Here is a 17085-nt window from a genome sequence, read left to right on the forward strand (position 1 = left end):
TGTGACGGACTTAACCATTCCCCGCAAAATCGGATTTAAACGCAAATTATTGTTTACAGGGTGAGCAAAAAAAGCTGGCAGCAACGCGCGGCGGGTGCCAGGGTTATTTTAATAAAATATAAATAACTTTACGGTCAAAGCATTTTTTTCAGAAGGCTCAGCGGTTAGCGTTGGCAGTATCGCCGTTTTCCGCCTGAAAACACGGTTTAAATAAGGACAACCTGGTCACGCTCATGAAGAAACTATTCCTCGCTCAACGCCTGCGGCCCTATGCCGCGACCTCATTGTTACTCTTTATTGCTCCCCTGAGCGCAACGGCAGAAGAGGCTCCGGCTGCGCCGCAAATTGATGCCAAAGCATGGATACTCATGGATTACGCCAGCGGTAAAGTGTTGGCTGAGTCCAACGCCGATCAGCGGCTCGATCCCGCCAGCCTGACCAAAATGATGACCAGTTATGTGGTCGGCCAGGCGCTGAAAGCCGGGAAGATCCATCGGGATGATCTGGTGACGATCGGGCAGGATGCCTGGGCGACCGGCAACCCTAAACTGCGCGGCTCTTCCCTGATGTTTCTAAAACCGGGCGACCGCATTCCGGTTGATCTGCTTAATAAAGGTGTTGTGATCCAGTCGGGTAACGATGCGAGTATCGCGCTGGCCGATTATGTGGCGGGTAGCCAGGACTCCTTTATTGGCTTAATGAACAACTATGCGAAATCCCTTGGGCTGCAAAATACCCATTTTATGACCGTACATGGGCTGGATGCCGAAGGTCAGTACAGCACTGCGCGGGATATGGCACTGATTGGTCAGGCGCTGATCCGCGATGTGCCGGAAGAGTATGCCATCAACCAGGAGAAGGAGTTTACGTTCAATAATATCCGCCAGATGAACCGCAATCGTCTGCTGTGGAGCAGTAATCTCAAGGTCGACGGCATTAAAACCGGCCATACCTCCGGTGCCGGGAATAATCTGGTGGCTTCCGCCACAGAAAATGACATGCGTTTGATTTCGGTGGTGCTGGGCGCGGCAACCGATGGCACGCGCTTCCGTGAAAGCGAGAAGCTGCTGACATGGGGTTTCCGCTTCTATGAGACGGTGACACCGATTAAAGCCAATGCTCCCTTTGCTCAACAGCGCGTATGGTTTGGCGATGAGAAGCAGGTAAATCTTGGCGTTGCCAAAGATGCGGCCATTACCGTCCCCAAAGGGCAGATGAAAAATCTCAAGGCCAGCTTTACCCTGAGCTCGCCACAGTTGGAAGCTCCGCTGAAGAAAGATCAGGTGGTCGGGACCATCGACTTCCAGCTGGATGGCAAAACCATTGAGCAGCGCCCGTTGGTGGTATTGCAGGATGTGCCAGAGGGGAATTTCTTCAGCCGCATCATCGATTTCGTGATGATGAAGCTCAATGGCCTGTTTGGTAAGTGGTTTAGCTAAGGTCGGGGGATTGACCTTCATTCTGTACCGCGAATTTCCTGTTCGAACCAGGCTGCCACTGTTGAAACAATGGCAGCCTTTTTTCGCGGTGTACGCTTAATGCCGGACCCAGCCCTTACGGATTGGCCCGGCAAACAGCACCCGGTAGGCCTGATGCGTAAGCTGTAACAGCTTCTCCCCATACAGGTGCCACGCGAGGTTGGAAGCCAGGCAGCCCAGCATACCGACTAAGAACCCGCCCAGCATATCCATTGGCCAGTGCACGCCCAAATACACCCGTGACCAGGCGATCGCGCAGCCGACAGCCATTAAAATCAAGCCGGACCACACGCGATGCCAGCAGATAAATGCCAGCGCAAAGGTAAACACAATGGTGCCGTGATTGCTGGGGTAAGACTCATTGGCGGCATGGTTCAGGAACTGGTAGCCAAAGTTGATCGCAAACGGACGCGGGTGCGGCACCAGTACGCCTACGCAGCCAGAAATTGCCAGTGCATAAATCAGCGCCATACCGGTTTTAAGCACCAGCACGCGCTGGGACGGCAGATGAGAGTGCCTTCCCCATAGCCACAACGCGACAATCAACAGTGGCACCACCAGGATTAAATCCTGTGCGATAAAGGTCGCAACGCGTATTAGCCAGTGGGGTGAGTCAGGTGTGGCATTGATCCACAGAAATAACATGCGGTTAAGTGCATCCATAAGTTGGACCCAATCCTCATCAGAAAAAACATCAAGGGGTAAAAAGCGCACAAAATGCTAACGTCGAAACAGGCTCAGCCTAATCAAGCTCTGCCCGCAGGGATATAGCCAGGTTCTTAATTTACAATCAGGTTTCAGTTTTGTTTAGGTTTTTTTACCATCAAGGAAAGAAAAAAAAGCTTTTTTTAGAATGGGTTAAGAATTTTCTGGCAGAAAAAAACCCGCTAATCCTGGGGATTAACGGGCTCCACAATTTGGGGATTTCAAAGAAAAGCAGTGGCACTAATTCAGACTCTGGCCCTGGAAAAAAGTTCTGGACTCGGCAGAAAAAATTTTATAAGGGCAGTATCGGCCAGATAATCACGATTAACGTTCCTGCCAGAGTGAGTAACACGTTGGCAATGGCATAGGTGCCGGCATACCCCAGCGCCGGAATGTTACTGCGGGCGGTATCACAGATAATCTCCATGGCTGGCGCGCAGGTACGTGCCCCCATGATGGCGCCAAACAGCAGGGCACGGTTCATGCGCAGCACGTAAGCGCCAAACAGATAGCAGATCACTACCGGCACCATACTGACCAGCAGGCCGCTGACCAGCATTAATATGCCTTCACTGCCGAGCCCGTGATTGATACCGCTACCGGCACTCAGGCCCACGCCTGCCATAAAGACCATCAGGCCGAACTCTTTCACCATGGTCAGTGCGCCCTGGGGAATGTAGCCAAAGGTGGGGTGGTTGGCGCGCAGAAAGCCCAGCAGGATACCGGCAAACAGCAGACCCGCCGCATTTCCCATACCGAAACTGAAGTTGCTGAACTGGAAGGTGATCAGGCCAATCATCAGACCGATGATAAAGAAGGCACAGAAGGCCAGCAGATCGGTCATCTGGCTGTGGATCGCGATAAAGCCAATGCGGTCAGCGACGCTTTTCACACGGCGAGCTTCTCCACTCACCTGCAGCACATCGCCTTTATTCAGCATAATGCTGTCATCGATGGGCATCTCAATCTGGCTGCGAATCACCCGGTTGAGGAAGCAGCCGTGATCGGTCAGTTGCAGATGGCTCAGGCGTTTATTCACCGCGTTATGGTTCTTGACCACAATCTCTTCGGTCACAATGCGCATATCCAGCAGATCGCGGTCAAACACCTCTTTGCCGTTGCGGAAGCTCGGGTCCAGACGCGCGTGGGCATCGGGATAGCCAACCAGAGAGATATCATCCCCCAGCTGGAGCACGGCATCGCCATCGGGGCTGGCGAGGATCCCATTACGGCGAATACGTTCAATGTAGCAACCGGTCTGGCGGTGGATCCCCAGCTCGCGCAGGTTTTTACCGCCGCTCCACGCCACCAGCTCCGGGCCAACGCGGTAGGCGCGGATCACCGGCAGAAAGACTTTACGCTGGCTGTCGGCATCCAGACCCCGTTCGCGGGCAATTTGCTGGGCGCAGGTCGGGAGATCCTGATGCTGTAGGCGGGGCAGATAGCGTGCGCCAAAGATCAGCGACACCAGACCAATCAAATAGGTCACGGCGTAGCCGAGGCTGAGCTGGTCTTGCATCAGGCCGAGTTGATGGCTCTCACTGATGCTTTGCCGTAGCGTATCACCGGCTCCAACCAGTACCGGCGTTGAGGTCATTGAACCTGCCAGCAGACCGGCGGTTAAGCCGATGTCCCAGCCAAACAGTTTACCTAAACCGATAGCAACCCCTAATGCACTGACGATCATGACCAGCGCCAGCATGAAGTAGTTTTTACCGTCACGGAAGAAAATGGAAAAAAAGTTTGGCCCCGCTTCAACACCCACACAAAAAATAAACAGCATGAATCCTAAACTCAGTGCTGAAGTATTAATCGCAAAATGTTGCTGGCCAAGAATTAATGAAACAACTAATACACCAATGGAATTACCCAGTTGCACGGAGCCTAAACGGACTTTTCCCAGACACAACCCAAGCGCGAGAACGACAAATAATAACAGAATGTCATTTCCGTTTAACAAATCCGCGACGTTAATGTTCACTGTTTAACTTCTTGTTTACCTGTAACCTGTTGAGGAACGTCCGGTTTTTCGCTATCTTAACCAGACCGTTTATCTCCGGAGCGGAGAGCGTTATCTGACGCGGCGGCTATTCTAATCCCTATTATCTTTCTCAGCTATTCGCTGAATTCATTCGTCAGGGCAAAGGACTGTTATATTTTATTTCCACCTACGGTCCGCGTGGGTGAAAATCGAGTGTTTTGTTTAAATTTTGATAAAAAGGTGTGATATGGCACAGCAGCGTAATCAAAACACACGGGTTTTTACTCTCGGTGCGATTTTCTACACTCTGGTGTTTATTTGTGCTCATCACTTTTGGCTGAGCGGCGCTAATGCGTTGGGCGGCCAGCCTGAATTACTGCTGTTCTTGCTGCCTGGCATGCTCATCGCGCTGTTACAGCCGGAGCGCGCATTACAGATGACCTCTGTCTCCGCACTGAGCGGCACATTGCTGGCGATGGTGTTGCTCAACACCACGTTGTTTAACCACGCTTCGCTGGGGCTGATCAGCGCATGGGCGCTGAGTGCGGTATTCTGGGCTGGCTGTGGTGCGTTGCTGCTGCGTCTGGTGCGTATTGCCTTCTACATGACCCACTAATACCGCGAGAGAAAAGCCCGAATACAGGCGGTTTGCCTCGGGCTTCTCTGGTGCATCAGGGTACGTAAATCACCTCAACGGTCTTCTCCTGATTGGGCATCTTTTTAATGCTGCCGTCGGCGTAGTGTATCTCTACATCATAATAATAAACCGGTGGTTTCTCCGGATGCAGAATCAGATCCAGCACCGGCGTTTGATAGTTTAGCGGCGCTTCCTGCTGCCCGGCTGTGAGTTCAATGGTTTTCCTCTGCACGCTGACCAGTATGCTGGCAATTGGTTTTGGGCCATTGGGGTTCCAGGTAGCAGCGAGGGTTTTAAACAACAGCCCGGTGTTAATCACCGCCATGCTGGGCTCACGGATGAAGCTCTTCACCTGATCTTTATAGCGACTGTCCAGCGCGAGCCTGACCGGGATATGTTCCGGCGGGAAGCCGGTAAACGTGGTTGCAAGATAACCTTTTAATAGCGTGCTTTGCGGTGCGGTATCAAAGAAAGCCTCCCAGATTGGACTAAATTGATGATAAGGCAGCGAGAAGCTATCGGCGATACCGCTCTGAAGATCGATCAACGCCTCTGTTTCCTGCTGGCGTCCATCTGGCAGTGTGAGCCACAGGTCTGACTTATCGGCAGTGGCAAACGGCAAGAGCCGGCCTGTGGGTTGATCGTGCTTAAATTCCACGCTGGCGTCTACAATGCGTGCCTGCTGCACTTTGGGGACCACAAAGTAATCGAATTGAACCCTGACCTCATCAAGGGACGTTGCCCCCTGAGGCGCATTGAACGTCAATGACAACAGGGGCTTATCGTCATTCTCTGCATCGGTCGCCAGCAAATACTCGTCGGGCAGATAGTAGAGATAGTTTTTCCGTACATAATCCTGGTAGTAGTTAAAGGTTTTACTGCCAAACGGAATCGGGTAGAGAATTAATTCCAGACGGTTGCCCGGTGGTAACAGCCCCTGATAGATATAGGGGTAGTAGTCCGGTGCGAAATAGAACACAGCCGGATCGGTGATGGTATTCAGTAACCCATTCTCCGATTTCACCACCACCACCAGCGTGGTTTGCGACTCATACACGGAAAGGGCGCGCAGCAAAGCGTCGCGTTCGGCCAGTTCTGTAATATCCAGCTGTGCATGGTATTGCGTCGGTTGCCCCGCCTGTTGCACGCTGTTGAACACCATCTCTTGTGGTTTGCCAAAGGTGTCATAGCTCAGCACCACATAGGGCGTGCTTTCAATGGCTTGATCCAGCGCGAAATCCAGCGCCAGGGTCCAGCTATTCGGGTCATTGTGGGTGCTGATTTTATACCGTTTCTCACCCGACACCCTTTCCGTTTCTACGGCGGCAATCAAATCGGTAGGCAGCGCGCGCGTGGCGCGTCCACTCACTTCCGGGTGCAGAGTAAACTGCTCGCGCGCATTGCTGAGAATCACTTTATTCAGGCTGACTAAATCAGTAAGAAAGACGTTCATAGCGTTCCTCTGAGTGATGATGGAGAGCAAGCTGGCGGAAGGCGGCCAGTGAATCGCTGATCCAGAGATATTGACCATCATGACGGCGATAAAGCGGCAAAGCCGAATGGGAAGACGGGGGCTGCCACTGTTTCAGCGCCAGAATCAGCGCATCGAGATCGGCAATACCGCACTGTCTGGCGTACTCCAGTGTGACCTGCCACTCATGCGGGTGGGCATAATAGGGAATCAGCAAATTCAGGCGATCGTAATCCTCGCCTGCCCAGTTGATTGCGCGGGCGAGCATGTTCAGGATCTGTGTGTAACCGGGGAAGGTGTTGCCGCCGGTCTGTATAAAGCAGTGCATTAAGATCAGCACGTTGGTATTCACACAACAGTCGAGTTGGCTGATGGGTTGATCGTCGCGCATCCAGGTGAGCAGAGCGCGAACCTGCGCCCACTGATGCTGTCGGGGCTTCAGGCGCGGATCGACTTTTGTCAGCTGATAATTATTGATCCCCAGCAGGGTCTGTTGCAGTTGCAGCGGGGTACGGCGGCCATAGCGATACAGCACTTCGGTGATGAGGGCGGTATCGTCGACGTCTGGCGTAATCCGTTCGCCTTGCATCCAGGCGGGGTGCGCATCCGTAGGCCAAAAGCTAAAACGATGGGGCACAGTTTCGCAGCGTTCGAGAAAATCGAGTGCGCGATCAATATAAGGCGCGGTGAGATGATTGTGCTCCAGCGTACGCAGCACCTGAGCGGTGACAAAACCATTTTCATCCTGCTGCCACTGGCCGTCAGGCGTCAACACCTGCGAGAGAAAGGCACCGCTCGGTGCCTGGTTTTTTTGCAGCAGCGATGGGATCCCGGACTGGGCTAACCGAGAAGAACTGCGGCTCACTGGCTGGCTAACAAAGCGATCAATTTGCGGGCTAAACGTGCAGTTAATGGCAGGTGTGCCCTGACTATCCACAGAGAAACCCAGCACATTAAACTGTAACGGCACCTCGGCGAGTATCAACCCATTAAGTACCGGTAAGCACAAGCCACTCCGCTGTTGAAAAGCATCCAGCCAGGCGGGGACCGTGGCGCTGGCGCTGCAAAAGCGCGGAGCCATAGTAAACAGCGTGAAGCTGGTTAGCTGTTGATCCTGTATCACCAGGCTCACGCCGTAAGTGGTGGGTGGAAACGCCTCATCGGACGGCCCCAGCGCCTGCTGTAGCAGTGTTTGCAAGTTCTGCTGCATGGCTGAGCTGCAACCAAAATGCTGCATGATGGCCAGCAATGTACGGAGGTCAAACGTGTCATTGCGCCAGAGCAAATAGTACTCCACTGCGCTTTCAGGCTGAGACGGATAGTAACCCACCATCAACGGGGTCAAGCCCGTGTAGGGTGTTAGCCAGGATGTCGCGGAAAATGCCCCTGTCTCCGGTAGCTCGGAATAGACTTTGGTTTGTGTGGCTGTGGCGGCGTATTTGCGGCCAATCCAGGAGCCAAAGCGCAGGGCCGCAACCGGTGGCTGCCACTGTTCCACTTCGGCAAAGCGCTGTTGGCTCGACGGGCACTCGCCAGCCCAACGGGCATAGTGCTGGCGGAAGGCGCTCAGTGAACGTGAGGCCTGCGGCACCGGAAGCAGCGGATCAAAGGTGGCGGCTATCGCTGCGGGTTTGGCACTGGAGAGGGTAAACTCCAGCGGCGACCCGTTATACCCCAGCAGGCTGTGCTGCCATGCCGGGGCTAACAACCCGGAATTGATGCGGGCCTGCATAAAGTGCTGCACATCCGCCTGCAAGTCCTCACGGACCGATGGCAACTGCTCACTGAGGCAACTGACCACCTTCTGCCATCCTGCGGGAATCACCGTCCATGCCGTCATGAGTTAACGTCCTGTGGCTCTGCGGGGATCACAATCCCGGCCGGATTCTGCGGGCCGTTTTTAGTCACAGGCTGCCCACCCACCGGATACCAGGTAATGACAGAGTCGAGTGTCCAGGGCGCATCGGTGCGAAAGCGATATTTAAACACCTGGCTTTGCGGCTGCTGTGCGCTAAAGGTGAAAATTTTGGATTTAGACTGCTGATTGTCATCTTTCCATTTCAGTTCGACCTGAATCTGGTTGTATTTATGCCACTCCAGGCTTTGGTCGGGGAAAATAGACAACGTTGAAAGGGTTAAGAAGTCGCCAGGATCGAGATTGAACAGGGTTGAAGCCGTTTCTGTCTCTTCGGTGTAGCGGGTGCTGCCTTCCCAGCCAGTGGATACCGCAGATTTAAAGACAAACTCGCCGTGCAGTTTAAACAGTGCATTTTCCTGCTGACTGCGGGCCAGAGACTTTTTCCATGGAGCATCATCATCAGAGGTAAAGGCGGGGGTGTTGTAAGGTTTGCCATCATAGGTCAATTGCAGATTGGCGGCTTTCAGCCCATATTCAGCGAAACCATCCGGCCCTAATACGGTGTAATCAATTTGCTGGAAGAAGGGATCGTTGACGTTCACTTCCAGGTAGTAGGGCGCAGTTTTTTGTACCCGCAACAGGTCGCTGCCAATGAAGTTTTGCGGTACGGCGGACTGACTCAGCGCTTTGGAATAGCGGTAGTTGAAGTTCAGCGTTTTGGTCTCTTCTTTTCTGACCAGCTTGATCTCCAGTGAAGCACAGGGCAGTAATCCGCCTGTTTGTTCCTCTTTCTTCTCTTTGTCCTCTTTTTTGCTCTCTTTGGCTTTTGCACTGGCGATCAGGGATTCTAAAATCGCATCACTGGCGGACTTCGACTGAGCATTGCTTTCGGCATTGGGTTGCAGGGTGGCGGTGAAGAAGCTTTTTAAAATCTCCTCTTTCACAAACTGTAGCGCCCATTCTCGCTGTTTTTCCACCTCATCGCCGGGTAGTCCTTCGGTGACTTTGATCACCAGGCTTTGATTCTGCTGCAATTTCTGCAACACGCTATCAAAGCCAAGCCAGAAGCTGGCCGGCGTCTCAATGGGAATGGGAATATTGGCACCAAACTTAGTATCAAATTCGGTGTAGATATTCTCGAACTTCGCCTCAACCTCAACTTTTAGTGCCGGGGTGATGCCGGTGTAAGTCAGGTTATAAGCCACCGCAGCGGGCGCTTCGGTTTGACTAAAAGCCGCTTCCAGAATCACCGCTTGTTCCGGCGTCAGTTTGGCACTGAAAATGGCGCTGTTGCTGCCAATCAGGCTGGGGCTTTGTGCACTGATCAGCTGCCCATTGGCATTCCCCACATCCAGCACAAAAAAGCTGACGTTGCCCTTATCGTAAGGCACTGGAGATTTGCGCGGCGTTTTAACGCTTATTTTGAGTGTTAGTAGATACTTATCAAAGGCACGCTGCAAATCACCTTCATCAAGAGCGGTGTTTACTTCGAAATTGAGATAACCACCGCGTTGCGCACTGTCATTACCGGTGTATTTAATCAACGCAAACACCGGCTTGCCATCGCGTTTAGCCAACTGGATGGTTTCAGGTTGATACCAGAACTGGTTATCGTCACTGTCATCGGCAAAAAAGGTAATACCGTCCACAGTGGCGGTTTTCTCACGCAGTAATAACATACATGTTCCTTAATCACGCTGGGTGATATCAATGGCATCTTCATCAGTTGAGAGAGGGTATTGTTCGGACTTTTTTTCCGCAGACAGATAATCGATCACTACGAGCAGGGTGAGGGTTCTGCGTTCGGGATCGGGTTGATCGGCGCTAAAAAGCTGGGGAGACGCACGGTCCTGATTGAATAAAAACGTCTGCTTGAGGATTGGCGTGGTGCTGTCGCCGCAGCGGAATTGCACGATGGCTTGTATCTGCCGGATCTGCTGCCAGTCGGCACTGGCGGAGATCAACAAACTACGCTGCGGGAACAGCGATGAGTACAACATCGCCTGCTGGCCAATGGGGTAGTGGAGTGTGGCAGGTAAATGCGGCAGCCCGGCAACGCGTTGATACTCCGCCTTCAAGCTGAATTGAAAATTTTCGATGCCCGGTAGCATCACTGGCCACGCCGCAGTGGGGGCCTGCTCGGTTAATATCAGGCTCTGTGCCACCGGTCTCTGGCTTTCGCTGTATTGGGTACAGGCCACATTTAGCGTCACTTGTGAGTACCATTGCCAGTTAAACCCCGGTACGGCCAAAAAGCTGAAATGATACTGGCTGTAGAGCGCAGCCGCATCGATCCACGCCTCTTCCAGAGAGGTTTCTTGCCAGTCGGAGTGGACCTCACTGATCCCCGCAATCGCGGTACGGAAATAGAGGCTAAACTGGTACGCTACCGGCCAACGCATGGCTTTATCCGCATCAATAATCGCGGGTACGGAAAAGGTTTTACTGGCAACATCTTCCTGGTTGAAGGTGTAGTTGTGGTCTTTTTCCCCGTAGCGTACGTTGAGCAGCAGCAGCAAAATATTGCTGTCCAGTTCGGTTTCTAACAGATGAAACGTCACTTTACGTCGGGTGAAAAAATCATCGCTGATGTCTTGCTGCTGAATGATCCGTTCGGCCTGATAATTTTCGGCATCCACCATCTGTGCCAGCAGGGCCTGCGGATAAATGGCGCGTTTTACCGCACTGTACTCTTCCAGCCTCGCGCTGAGCTGGCGTTGGCTGTAATCATGTTGCGTGATCTTTTGCAGGTAGAAACCAACACGGTCAGCATGCTGCGGTGTCGGAGGGGTAAATACCGGGCTAAAGAATTCCGCCAATAATATTTGTGTCAGTTCTCGTCCTGCCTGTTCGACGATGCTACCGGGATCAACAATACGCGTTTTGATCGTTACGTAGTGTTCGGTAATCAGCAGGCTGGATATTTTCTCGATATCCACACTGAACAGTAAGAAATTAAAGCCAACGTGTTCTTCAAGATAGGTATAAACCTGTTGCCACTCCGCGATTAATTCAAAGGTTGAGGGCGGTAATTGCTGGATATAATCAATTTTATAACTCACCGCCAGCGGTGTGGTGGTTGGCTGGCGTAGCAGTGCTTTGAACGTTTCTATTTCAGCCGTGTCGCTAAACTTGACCGCCATCAAACAGTTCTGCGTGGTGTTCTGCGCGGCTGGAAAAACGGTGGTGGGTATAAAACCCGTGATATCCAGCGTGACATGACACGCTGTGACCTGCAGTGGCAGCAGAATCGCCTCAGCCGGAATCTCTCTGTGCTCACGTGCTGCCGCCTCGGCCTGAGCATAAGTGCAGGTTAATACGCTTTGCAGATTTAGCATGGCGTAATAAACGGTCTCACTCTGCTGGGCGTTGCGGTAAATGGTATAGGTGATAGCCGGGTGATCAGCATTATCAAGCCGCAGCCGCGGCAGCCCGGCGCAGTAATAAAAGATCGTCTGCTGTTCATTGGCGGCAATAAACAGCACGTCATGACTGCTTAAGCTGTTATCAAAGCGACGCGATTGTGACATGACCGGATCACCCTCAGAGTAAGATCATTGGATGGCAGCCCGCAGTGGGGCTGCCATCATGATTGCTGCGTTAAACTTCGAAATTAATTAGCTCGTTTTCAATATCCTCTTTGAGGGTTTTTGGTGTGCCGGTTTTATAAACAATCGTGGCCTGGTAGCTGGCGTGAATGTTTAATTTGGCTGGGGACCCGGCGAGATGGAAGGAGATCGTATCGACTTTGGCATCGCCATTGAAATCTTTCAGGATGATCTGTTTACTCTGCGTGAGCTGGTGAGTTTTATCTTCAACGGTGACTTTCAGCACCACCTGCGAAACGTCCTTTTCCCCTGATTCGGTGATGATGTAGGTGTAATCCTGCACAAAAGGCAGAGCATTCTCGACCTGAATTTGCTGGCCATGCGTGCCAACATAGCCAGGGAGTTGCGGATTGGTTTCACCGGTGTCCGGAACGGGGACGAAAATATCACCGTTGGTCAGGCTGTATTCAAGGCTGTAGTAAAGGGGAGCGGTGTAATCTTTGCCTACGGCAAACAGAATCGGCTCTGGCGATTTTTCCCGTGTAATAATGCTGGGTTTACTGAAAGGGGGAATGCCGTGGGCGCTGTCAGAGAACTCCGCCAGCACTTTAATCTGCCGGAACAGATCCCAGTCACCCGGCTGAATAATTGGCAGAATCTCAGCGTAAACCAGCCCACTGTTATCGACGATATCCAGCGGGATGGCCAGTTTGTCGGAGACGGTGATTTCATCAGACTGATAATATTCCGCTCCGCCGCCGGTAAACGTGACTTCGTAGTTATAGCTCAGCGTACGGCCAATTTTCTGATCTAAATGCCACCTTTTAGTCGACTGCTCGCTGGGTTTATCTTTATTGAAAATTAAAGTGTCGACATCACCGTTATACTTAGCATTCACGATGACATTGGAAATATGATATTTTTCCAGATCCGATGGTACGATAAAGGCAGGCTGGAAATCTTTAAAGAAAGGATCGTCGAGGTTATAGGCTTTGAAATACTCATCGACTTTCTCCTCTCCCACCAGTGACGTGATTGAAGGGAGGATTTCTTGTGGATAAATAGAAAAAGCGACAGCGGAGTTTTGTTCGTAAACCCGGGTAAAATCTTTGGTTTGGTCTAAACTCTCCTGGAATTTACGATATTCACCGGCATCGTTTAATAGATTCAGACCAAAATCCAGTCCGGTCTGGCTACTCAGAATTTGCTCTACCTGAGTTTGACCCCATTTGGTCAGGTTTTCCGTCCATTTGTTATACTGGTCACCGGTCATGCCCAGATCGGCGGCGGTCAATTTAAATTCTGGTTTAACGACGATTGCTTCTTTTTCATAAAATGATTGCGTAATTTTTTTCTCATCAGCCGACCAGGTGTGATGACTGGTTTCTAGCACCAGTGACTTGGTGATTTTTTGATCGTATTTAACTGTGACCGTCGCGGCAGGCAGCAATGCATTGATATTGAAATCAAAGCGGATGCCCACGCTGGAACCGTCCGTGCTACCTCTCAACACATTTTCGAAAATCTGAGCACCATCTTTGGTTAATGAAAGGCTGAAAATCGTATTGTTATCACCGAGGCCAGAAGGATGCTGATCGGTTGGGATTTCGCGATAATAATCTTTGTTATTATCCATGATCAGTGTCGCATTCGCGGCGGTATAGCTTGGCTGTATCAGTTTAATGGCAGACGCACCTGACGGCATCAGGTCGACTAAAAACTGATCATCACCTGCGGTTTTATCATATTTCTTCAGATATTCACTGGCCTGTTGATCGGTGAGGCCGGTATCTTTTAGTGCCTTATCTTTCGCCTCTTTTTTGGCTTTATCGTTTGGATTAGCAGCATAATCCGCGGTGGCCTTCGCATATATTACAATCAGTTTTGATTTGGCTTTTAACTGGTTAGTGAGTTCGTCACCTAGCAGTTGTACTTTAATTTGTGATTTAAGCTCTTCTGTTGGCTGTGGAAGCATGACGCTAAACATTGCGTAGCCACCTTCCTGCTCTTCCCCGAAATATTTATAGAACATAAAGTTCGGGCCGCCATTATCTTTCTTGGTGAATACCGGAATTTCCGGCACGACATACCAGATGTTTTTATCGTCGCTGTCGCCAAAACAGGTATAAGCATAATCTTTTCTGCCAAGATATTCTTCAGTTTTAATCTTAACGGAAATACGTTGTAGGCTGTTTAACATACTTTATTCCTCATGATTAAACTACTTATTATATTGCAGGGTGATCGGTGATGTAGTGGCTTGTTGCAGACCCGAATCATAGTCGGTGGGAATTAATCCGCTGGTTTTTCCTTGCCAGCGATATTCAATGTGCCCATCGGCTATGCTGGAATAGGTATTAAGTAACCACTCTGACTGCCAGATTTGGTTATTAAATGAAAATGAGTGGGTTTTCTTGTTTATTCCCACTTGAGAGGGGATGTAGGTTGCATTCCCCGTGATATTTTTAAATTTTGCGCTCAGGCTATTGGCATCGAAAAGGACGTTATACCAACCGATATCTTCAGCGGTTAAGGTAATATTTTCTTCCCAGTCGAGCACGCTGATAAATTTACTGTAATCACCGTAGGTAATTTCCAGCGTGAGCGTGGTGATATTTGCCTCTGCCGTAATGGTTTCGGCGGGGAACAGAGGCCAGGAGAGTGATAAGCTCTCATCACCCCAACTGAGTTCAACGCCTGAGATACCCAGCTTAGACGCGTTCACATCCAGCGTGAAATGACACTGTTTTTCCTCGCCGGGCTGTCCATTGCGGTCTGGTTCGGGCAATGGCGTTTTACTGCTGCTGACAATCGAACTGTAGGGCAGGTAACCCAAAATGGGGGCAATATCGATTTCATGGTAAAGGCGATAGCGCTGTGGAGAGCTGCCGGTGTAGATAAATTCATAATCCGCTTCGTCAGGTAGCTGGCTGGGATCGTCGACATTGCGTAACTTGCTGGCAAGGGATAACGCGGCCAGTGAGATCACGCCTTGTCGGGTTTCCGCGCGGGATTTTGCCGAGGGGCTGTTTTTATACTCCTCAAGCAGTCCGGCATTGCCCTCAGTGATGAGCTGCTCCAGCAGCACCTCAAGCTGTTCGCGCTGTTTCTTATCCTCGGCCAGTGCCCGGTGTAAAACGGCGAGCCAGTCCGCACGCAATTCGGCCTGGGATTCGCACAATACGCTGAACTCACTGGTGGTTTGCAGCCATACCCGGTTCTCTTTACCTTGAATAGCCTCCGCCAACTGCCCACTTTCGCCATGGGTGAGTGGCATCTGGTTCTGTTCAAACGGCACGCTGTAATCGCTGGCGTCATCCCGCACAAACTTCAGACCCATCGCGTGGGCGACATCCAGCAAACTTAAGGTCGGTTTTTGCGATCCGTTGAGGAAATGCTGGCGGATGTAACTCTCCAGTGGGGCGGGATCCAGCGCTAAATTGGGTACGATAAAGGTGGCCAGACCGCCAGCCGTGCTGGTGATGAGCTTTAGCGAACTGGTTTTGCTGCTGCCGTTAGCAGTGACCAAATCGACACTGGCTCTGGCATAGCGGTATTGCAGCGTTTCGTCACGCTGATCGTGAAACGCCAGAGCCGGATTCAGGATAAAAAAGTGCTCGAGGCTGGTGGCCGGATCGAGAAATTCACTGCTCATTATTCAGCTCCAATCATAATGGTTTGGTTACCTGCGACCCATGCAGACCATGCGCCGTTGTCACCGATGCGGTAGCGGTAACGCGAGTGATAAAGCGAGGACACGCGCCAGTGATAAATAAACTCAGGTTGCTGGTGGGTAAAAACGTTGGCCTCGTTATACAACCCCTCTTCACTGACGAAAAAGAGCGTCACGGAGGTAAGATGTGCCGGGAGTTGCACCTGAATCGTGGCCTGATGTGCGCCGTACTGTGGAAAGCTGGCCAGGCCAATTCGGCCTGACTGGGTGATAGCGTCAGGCAAAATCACCTGTCCGTCGCCCTCAAGCTGATGCGCTACCACGGTCGCCAGGCTCAGTTCAGCAATCTGCGGGGCGCAAAATGCAGGGTTTTCGCTGTCGAGGATAAAATCCTGTGTGATTTCCCCCGAAGAGAACGTGCCGGTTAAGCGGCTGTGTTGCAGCAATTCGCTGTCTGCTTCCAGTCGGAAAAAACCAACCGGCAGCAGACGGTAATCCACCACTGCGGTACTGCCATGAAACAGGCGCGCAACGCCGGGAAAATTGAGGTGGTTTTCGCTACCAAAGACCGTCAGCAGTGGCTGATAGTGATAGTCGCCATTCGGCTGGGAACTGTTGTTACGGAACAAAAATGCAAGCTGCGAAGCATCAGGGCGCAGGGACTGGGTGAGGCTCTGTTGCTGCGGGTAGAGATTCCCCGGGGGAATACGCACCTGAACGTCCAGTGCAGCGTCTGGTGATAATCCTTCGGGCCAGACATAGATCAGGGTGATCGCCAGGTGATCCGCTGGGATTGGCGGTGCGGTAATGCGATGAATAATCTCGTCAGGCCTGGCCCCGGCTATCTGCTGCGCGGCGGTAAAAGGATCAAACTGGAAACAGAGCGGGCGCTGGGTCAGCACTTCCCGTTGCAGATCAAAAATCTCACGACCCGCTGCCGGGCGACTCAGGCTGATCCAGCACTGATTGTCCGTTGCACTACCTGCCAGTTGAGCGCCGAAGCGGTTAAACAGGCGATCAAGCAGTGTCTCGCTGAGCAGCCGCACCAAGGCAACGTCTGGCTCCCGGACCAACGGATCAAACTGGAGAGGAAGCAGGAACAGGTGTTCAAACAAATACTCAGTCAGTTGCGCATAATTAAACGCGATGTTGCCATCCGGCAGGATATGACTCTCTTTAATGCCTGCGGCCAGTGCGCCGATCAGCGCGGCGGCATCACAGCTGATGGTGTAATCGAGGCGGGGAGAAACCCCGGTAACGTAACCGTCCATGCGGGCAGAAAAGCCAATAATGTTATCGCGTAAGGTGCGTTCAATCAGCTGGGTATTGTCGCTATCCAGTAGCAGCATGAACTGGATATCCTGCGCGGAATACCATACCGCTTCATAGTGTTGCGCCGTAAACGGAGCAGACATCCCCCGCGGCGGGCTAAAGCCGAGGTAACCGGGCTGAATGGGTAAAATCTGCACCCTGTCGCCGGGATGATGTTGACGAAATTCGTCTAAAGACGCTGGGCTGGCGTACTGCAACACCGGGGTAAAATCCAGGCGGCCATAGATAAATTCTTCGCTGTAACTCAGTACCACATCCAGCGCAAAGGCCAGCGGCTGTTCACTGAGGATGGCCAGATTCTCCGGGTAGACATACCAGTTACCTGCCTGCTGATAGCTGGCGACCAGCCGCTGTTTATCGCTGGTGAGCATCTGCTGAAAATCGGGATAGCCCTGATACATG

11 protein-coding genes are annotated in these 17085 nt (G+C 51.8%); 2 read left to right on the top strand and 9 right to left on the bottom strand.

Going from position 1 to position 17085, the window contains the following annotated elements; genetic code table 11:
* Positions 1-233: 233 nt before the first annotated feature.
* Positions 234-1439 (top strand): serine hydrolase, encoded by a 1206-nt coding sequence (locus B880_RS0108560; protein WP_017346978.1) that lies wholly within the window; start codon positions 234-236, stop codon positions 1437-1439.
* A gap of 96 nt (positions 1440-1535) precedes the next feature.
* Here B880_RS0108560 and ybjG read toward each other — a convergent pair whose 3' ends face one another.
* On the bottom strand, positions 1536-2141 hold the full coding sequence (gene ybjG, locus B880_RS0108565; protein ID WP_017346979.1) for an undecaprenyl-diphosphate phosphatase: 606 nt from the start codon (positions 2139-2141) through the stop codon (positions 1536-1538).
* Positions 2142-2475: 334 nt separating this feature from the next.
* On the bottom strand, positions 2476-4164 hold the full coding sequence (locus B880_RS0108570; protein WP_017346980.1) for an aspartate:alanine antiporter: 1689 nt from the start codon (positions 4162-4164) through the stop codon (positions 2476-2478).
* Between the two features lie 247 nt (positions 4165-4411).
* On the opposite strand from B880_RS0108570, the gene ybjM reads away from it, so the two are divergent.
* On the top strand, positions 4412-4780 hold the full coding sequence (ybjM, locus tag B880_RS0108575) for an inner membrane protein YbjM (RefSeq protein WP_017346981.1): 369 nt from the start codon (positions 4412-4414) through the stop codon (positions 4778-4780).
* Positions 4781-4835: 55 nt separating this feature from the next.
* Here the strand turns inward: ybjM and B880_RS0108580 are convergent, their stop codons facing one another.
* The 7 genes from B880_RS0108580 to B880_RS0108610 all read right to left on the bottom strand — a co-directional run bounded on the left by B880_RS0108580 (position 4836) and on the right by B880_RS0108610 (position 17084).
* Positions 4836-6254, bottom strand: a complete 1419-nt coding sequence (locus B880_RS0108580) for a hypothetical protein (RefSeq protein WP_017346982.1) — start codon at positions 6252-6254, stop codon at positions 4836-4838.
* Complete coding sequence (locus B880_RS0108585; protein ID WP_017346983.1) at positions 6235-8112, bottom strand: hypothetical protein; 1878 nt, start codon at positions 8110-8112, stop codon at positions 6235-6237. Before B880_RS0108585 ends, B880_RS0108580 begins: the two co-directional genes overlap by 20 nt.
* Entirely contained in the window at positions 8109-9809 is a 1701-nt protein-coding gene (locus B880_RS0108590; protein WP_017346984.1) for a hypothetical protein, read from the bottom strand. The genes B880_RS0108585 and B880_RS0108590 overlap by 4 nt, the downstream gene beginning before the upstream one ends.
* A 9-nt stretch (positions 9810-9818) precedes the next feature.
* Positions 9819-11660 (bottom strand): hypothetical protein, encoded by a 1842-nt coding sequence (locus tag B880_RS0108595; protein ID WP_017346985.1) that lies wholly within the window; start codon positions 11658-11660, stop codon positions 9819-9821.
* Between the two features lie 70 nt (positions 11661-11730).
* Positions 11731-13878, bottom strand: a complete 2148-nt coding sequence (locus B880_RS0108600) for a hypothetical protein (RefSeq protein WP_017346986.1) — start codon at positions 13876-13878, stop codon at positions 11731-11733.
* Between the two features lie 21 nt (positions 13879-13899).
* Positions 13900-15333, bottom strand: a complete 1434-nt coding sequence (locus B880_RS0108605) for a hypothetical protein (protein ID WP_017346987.1) — start codon at positions 15331-15333, stop codon at positions 13900-13902.
* On the bottom strand, positions 15333-17084 hold the full coding sequence (locus B880_RS0108610; RefSeq protein ID WP_017346988.1) for a hypothetical protein: 1752 nt from the start codon (positions 17082-17084) through the stop codon (positions 15333-15335). The genes B880_RS0108605 and B880_RS0108610 overlap by 1 nt, the downstream gene beginning before the upstream one ends.
* Position 17085 lies beyond the last annotated feature (1 nt).

This window comes from Pantoea sp. A4, assembly GCF_000295955.2.
Taxonomy (GTDB): domain Bacteria; phylum Pseudomonadota; class Gammaproteobacteria; order Enterobacterales; family Enterobacteriaceae; genus Pantoea; species Pantoea multigeneris.